Genomic DNA, 4,427 nt, shown 5'->3' on the forward strand with positions numbered 1-4,427 from the left:
CCAGCCCACGGCAGGTCGGCGACATCGTCCGCGCCGCTCTCCACCTCACCCATTTCGAATACCGATACCTACCGGATTCTTGTTGAGATCACGTCTGTGGAGACCTCAGCTGTTGGCTCCAACCACCTCGCGGGGCCGGGGTTGAGCGTAGAACATCGATTCGTATTCGGTGGGTGGGACGTGTCCGATGGCGGAGTGCAGGCGCTGGTTGTTGTACCAGTCGACCCACTCGGCGGTGGCCAGTTCGACCTGGGCGAGGCTGCGCCACGGGCCTCGGGGTTTGATCAGTTCGGTCTTGTAGAGGCCGATGGTGGATTCCATCAGCGCGTTGTCCAGGGCGTCGCCGACGCTGCCGGTCGAGGCGTCGATACCGGCGTCGAGCAGGTGGGTGGTGAACCGGAACGACGTGTACTGCCCGGGTTCAAGGGGTCGTCGCAACACCGCTTGTTTGGATTGATAGTAGGTGATCGTTGAGGGCTTCTGCGGGAGTTCGCCATCCGAGTGTCTTGCGAGGGCGGCTGTTGAGCGCGTGAGCGACGGCCGTCAGGTCGTCGACGCTGTGTCTACTAAGGTCAGTTTCCTTCGGGAAGTATTGGCGCAGCAGGGCCGTTGGACGCTCCTATGTTTGTCAAGCGCCGTGCGCGAGGTTGATGGAGGGTGTCAGCTGGCGGGTCGCCCGAGGGCGAGCGCGGTCGACGCCGACCTGGGAGAGGTCACCTGTCGCGGCAGCACTGTGAGGAGTCACGCCTGCGGGCGGACAAGCTCCTGATCAAGCCAAGACGAGTGGGTCAGGCCGGTGTCGGCTGCTCGAGGGACGGGTCCAACGCAAGGCACACTTGCCGGTGGCCAGTGTTCTCGAGATCGCGCTGGGCGTCGCGGCGCTCGGCCGCCGCTGCAGCCAGAACGCGGCTGCGGCGACCGGCGTCATGCTCTCCGGTGGCTTCGCGCTCGGCGCCGGACTCGTCGCCACCCAGAACGGCTTCAGCCGGGACCTGACATCGTTCCTCGTCGGATCGATCCTCACGGTCAGCCCGCAGGACCTGGTGACCACTGCGGTGGCGCTCGTCGTCGTCGCGGCCATCCTGCTGGCCTGCGCCCGTCCCCTGCAGCACACCGGCTTCGACCGCACCGGGGCGCAGGCGGCCGGGTTCGCCACCGGTGTCTGGGACGTCGTGCTGCTGCTCACCATCCAGCTGGTGGTCGTGACGATCGTCCCGGCCGTCGGCACGATCCTCGCCCTCGCCCTCATCGTGGCGCCGGCCGCGGCGGCGCGCCAGTGGTCCCACCGGCTGAGCGTCATCACTGCCCTGGCCGTCACGTTCGGCGCTCTCAGCGGTCTCGGCGGCTTGTACGCGTCGAGCCGGTGGAACGTCGCCGCCGGCGCGGGCATCACCCTGACCGCCACCGCGGTCCTGGCGCTGTCCACGGTCCTGTCCCGGCTGATCAAAGCCGGGATCCTGGCGGTCACCGGCTCCGTGCGGTCCAGGCCTGAGCACCGCACACCTTGAGGACCTGGGGGCCACGCTGGATCGGGCGATCGTCGTGCTGCGTGGCATGGCGTACGAGCGCCGGTTGCACATCCTCGTGTTGCTGCAGAGCGGCGAGCACACGCCGGCCTCGTTGGCGGAGGCCATGTCCACGGATTCGACGGCCATTGCCCACCATCTGCGGTTCCTCAAGGACGCCCGGCTGATCCGGCGGCAGCGCCGCGGCCGGCATGTCGTTTACATGCTGCACGGGGAGGCCACCAGGCGACTCATCGGGGAAGTGCTGCGCTACGCCGAGAACTCCGCCTGTCGCACGGCGACCAGCTCCGCCACCTAGTCGAAGACGGCCGTCGACTATCCGTGGCACCTGACGTCCGTGGCCGGCCTGCTCGCCGAACTGCAGGAGGCCGGCCTGCACGGTGAGGCCGGCCCATTCGACGTGGTACGGGCCACCGTGGCCGGCTGAGCTCAAGCCGGGGTCGATGGCCGAGGGCTGCGGCCTTGCCGGTCTCAGGCAGCGATCGCGCAGCGCCAGCACCCGGTCGGCGCGGCGATGCTATGGAGATGTCAGCAGGCGCGGTCGTCAACATCCTTGAGTTGGTTGGTCTCTACGTATTCGCCACGTCCGGAGCTTTGATGGCCATCCACAAACGCTTCGACGTCGTGGGAATTGTGGTTCTGGCGATGCTGACCGCGCTCGGTGGCGGTCTCCTACGCGACCTGATCATAGGGGACTCTCCGCCGGCCGCCTTCACGAACGTGAATTATCTGGTGATCCCGCTGATCGCTGTGGGCGTGACCTTCTTCGTCCACCCCCTGGCGCAGCGGCTGAACTTCACCGTGCTCGTCTTCGACGCCGCAGGACTGGGGCTGTTCTGCGTCACCGGCACCCTGAAGGCCCTCGAATTCCACCTCGGTTCGATCCAGGCGGTGTTGCTCGGGATCACCACCGCGGTCGGCGGTGGAGTGCTGCGTGACATCACCGCTCGAGAGACGCCGGCGCTGGTCCAGGTTGACACGGATCTTTACTCGATCCCGGCAGCGGCCGGTGCGGTGATCGTTGCTGGTGCACACCAGCTCGACCTGCCGATGCCCGTCATCGCCACCTGCGCGGCGGTGCTCGTGTTCCTGTTCCGCATCGTCGCCATGCTCCGTCACTGGACCGCACCACGAGCCTGGGAACGCTAGGGCTCAGCCAGGGGCTGGGTTGTGCGGCAATGCCCCATCCTGCTGCCCCCGGCGTGATACGAAGTCTGGGCAGGATTGTCCGGAGGATCGGGGGCGGTGGAGCAGGCGCGGTCGGGGTGGATTCTGCGCGGTCAGGACACTCCCCGCCGGATCTCCTACCTGGAACTCCTCTTCGACCTGGGCCTCATCGTCGCGCTCATGCGGCTGTCCGAGCGGCTGTCCGGCGACCTCGGCTGGAATCACGCGCTGGAAACAGTGGTGCTGCTCGCCGCGATCTGGTGGGTCTGGACGGTCACCGCTTACACCACCGACTGGTACGACCCCAGCCTGCCGTTGGTCCAGTTGATCGTCCTCGGCGTGCTGTTCGGCGGACTGCTGATGTCGCTGGCGATCAGCAGCGCGTTCGAGGGGGTCAACGGGATCGTCTTCGCTGGGGCGTACGTGGGTCTGCACCTGTATCGCGGGTTCATCCTCATCACCGCCCTGCGGGGTCACGCGCTTCGAAAGCGGTCCATGCGGGTACTCGTCTGGTTCTGTCTGACCGGCGTGCTGTGGCTGGTCGGCGCGTTCCTGCCCAGCCCGATCCGGCTGGTGCTCTGGGCGGTGGCGATCACGACGGACTACGCGGTCGGCCTCTTCGGGTATCCACTGCCCCGGCTCGGCCGTTCAGGCCCGGAGGAACTCCGGGTGGGCGGTGAGCACCTGGCGGAACGCTACCGGCAGATGTTCATCGTCACCCTGGGTGAGATCATCCTCGTCGGAGTGCGGCTGTACGGCGACCCCCCGTTCGTGTCGCTGCGGACGGCGGGAGTGGTCCTGCTCTTCGTCATGACGGTGACGATGTGGCGGATCTACATCGTCTACGTCGCCGGCTATCTCGCTACCGGGATCGACATGGCCAACAGTCCCGGCCGGATCGCGCTGGTCGCGGCGTACGCGCATCTGGTCATGGTCGCCGGTGTGGTGTTGGTCGCCGCCGGTGGTGACATAGTCGCCAGAGACCCCGTCGGGGAGACCAGCCCCACGGAGCTGGCCATCGTGGTCGCCGGTCCGCTGGTGTTCCTCACCGGCCGCACCGTGTACGCGCTGGTGGTGTTCCGGGCGATGCTGTGGCGGCTGCCGCTCGGCGTGGTAGTCCTGTCGCTGGCGGCGCCGATGGCGGGGGGGCTGCCACCGATCCTGGTCGCCGCTGTCATGACCGTTGGAATGATGGCGGTCGCCTTCATCCCACACTGGGGGCAACCGGTGTACCGCACCCGCTGGCACATCCGTACCCGCTGGTGATCCGGCGGTTCGCGGCCGCCGCCGTGCGCATGAGGCATGAGGGACGGGCTTTCCCTCCGCACTGCGCTCAGCACAGTGTGCGGCGCCCGAGCGGATTCGTTTGTTGTGACCCAGGTCGCTCCCGGTGAACTTTCACCTGCCGGTCACGTCCGGAGCACCCGGATACCTCTCGCGTTCATCTAACGACCCCGTGCACGGTTGCAGTCGCTTGGGCATCGATGATCGTGCCATGGTTGGTGCTGCGATCATGACGGATCGTCGGATGACAGGGCTGTCCCGACAGGTGATTGAGGGCTTGGTCGCGGAGCTGGCGCCGCGGTGGCAAGCCCAGCATCGTGACCGGCTCGCTGCGCGAGCGCGTCGTCGCCGCATCGGCGCCGGCGCGAGGTACCGGTTCGGGTTCCCGGATCGGCTGGTGGCCACGCTGGTGCATCTGCGGCACGGGTTGACCCACGATGTGGTGGCGGC

General features: G+C 67.4%; 5 protein-coding genes and 2 pseudogenes. 4 read left to right on the forward strand and 3 right to left on the reverse strand.

Translation table 11 applies throughout. The features are described from left to right. Positions 1-105: 105 nt before the first annotated feature. Both ABZU69_RS36810 and ABZU69_RS36815 read right to left on the reverse strand, forming a co-directional pair. Positions 106-414 (reverse strand): annotated as a pseudogene (locus tag ABZU69_RS36810) (integrase core domain-containing protein); the annotation flags it as partial. A gap of 7 nt (positions 415-421) precedes the next feature. Then, a pseudogene (locus ABZU69_RS36815) lies at positions 422-604 on the reverse strand (IS30 family transposase); the annotation flags it as partial. 238 nt (positions 605-842) lie between these two features. Between ABZU69_RS36815 and ABZU69_RS36820 the strand changes: the two are divergent. The 4 genes from ABZU69_RS36820 (at position 843) to ABZU69_RS36835 (ending at position 3,959) form a co-directional block, all read left to right on the forward strand. Next, on the forward strand, positions 843-1,508 hold the full coding sequence (locus ABZU69_RS36820) for a metal ABC transporter permease (RefSeq protein ID WP_354968826.1): 666 nt from the start codon (positions 843-845) through the stop codon (positions 1,506-1,508). A 46-nt stretch (positions 1,509-1,554) separates the two neighbouring features. Beyond that, positions 1,555-1,824 carry a metalloregulator ArsR/SmtB family transcription factor gene (locus ABZU69_RS36825; RefSeq protein WP_354968827.1) on the forward strand — a complete coding sequence of 90 codons (270 nt, stop codon included), beginning with the start codon at positions 1,555-1,557 and terminating at the stop codon, positions 1,822-1,824. 227 nt (positions 1,825-2,051) lie between these two features. Beyond that, on the forward strand, positions 2,052-2,675 hold the full coding sequence (locus tag ABZU69_RS36830; RefSeq protein ID WP_354968828.1) for a TRIC cation channel family protein: 624 nt from the start codon (positions 2,052-2,054) through the stop codon (positions 2,673-2,675). Positions 2,676-2,771: 96 nt separating this feature from the next. Next, complete coding sequence (locus tag ABZU69_RS36835) at positions 2,772-3,959, forward strand: low temperature requirement protein A (protein ID WP_354968829.1); 1,188 nt, start codon at positions 2,772-2,774, stop codon at positions 3,957-3,959. 175 nt (positions 3,960-4,134) lie between these two features. Here the strand turns inward: ABZU69_RS36835 and ABZU69_RS36840 are convergent. Continuing rightward, positions 4,135-4,427: hypothetical protein (locus ABZU69_RS36840; protein ID WP_354968830.1), on the reverse strand; the 293-nt coding region annotated here is incomplete at its 5' end.

It is taken from the genome of Micromonospora sp. NPDC005206 (genome assembly GCF_040608175.1).
Classification (GTDB): domain Bacteria; phylum Actinomycetota; class Actinomycetes; order Mycobacteriales; family Micromonosporaceae; genus Micromonospora.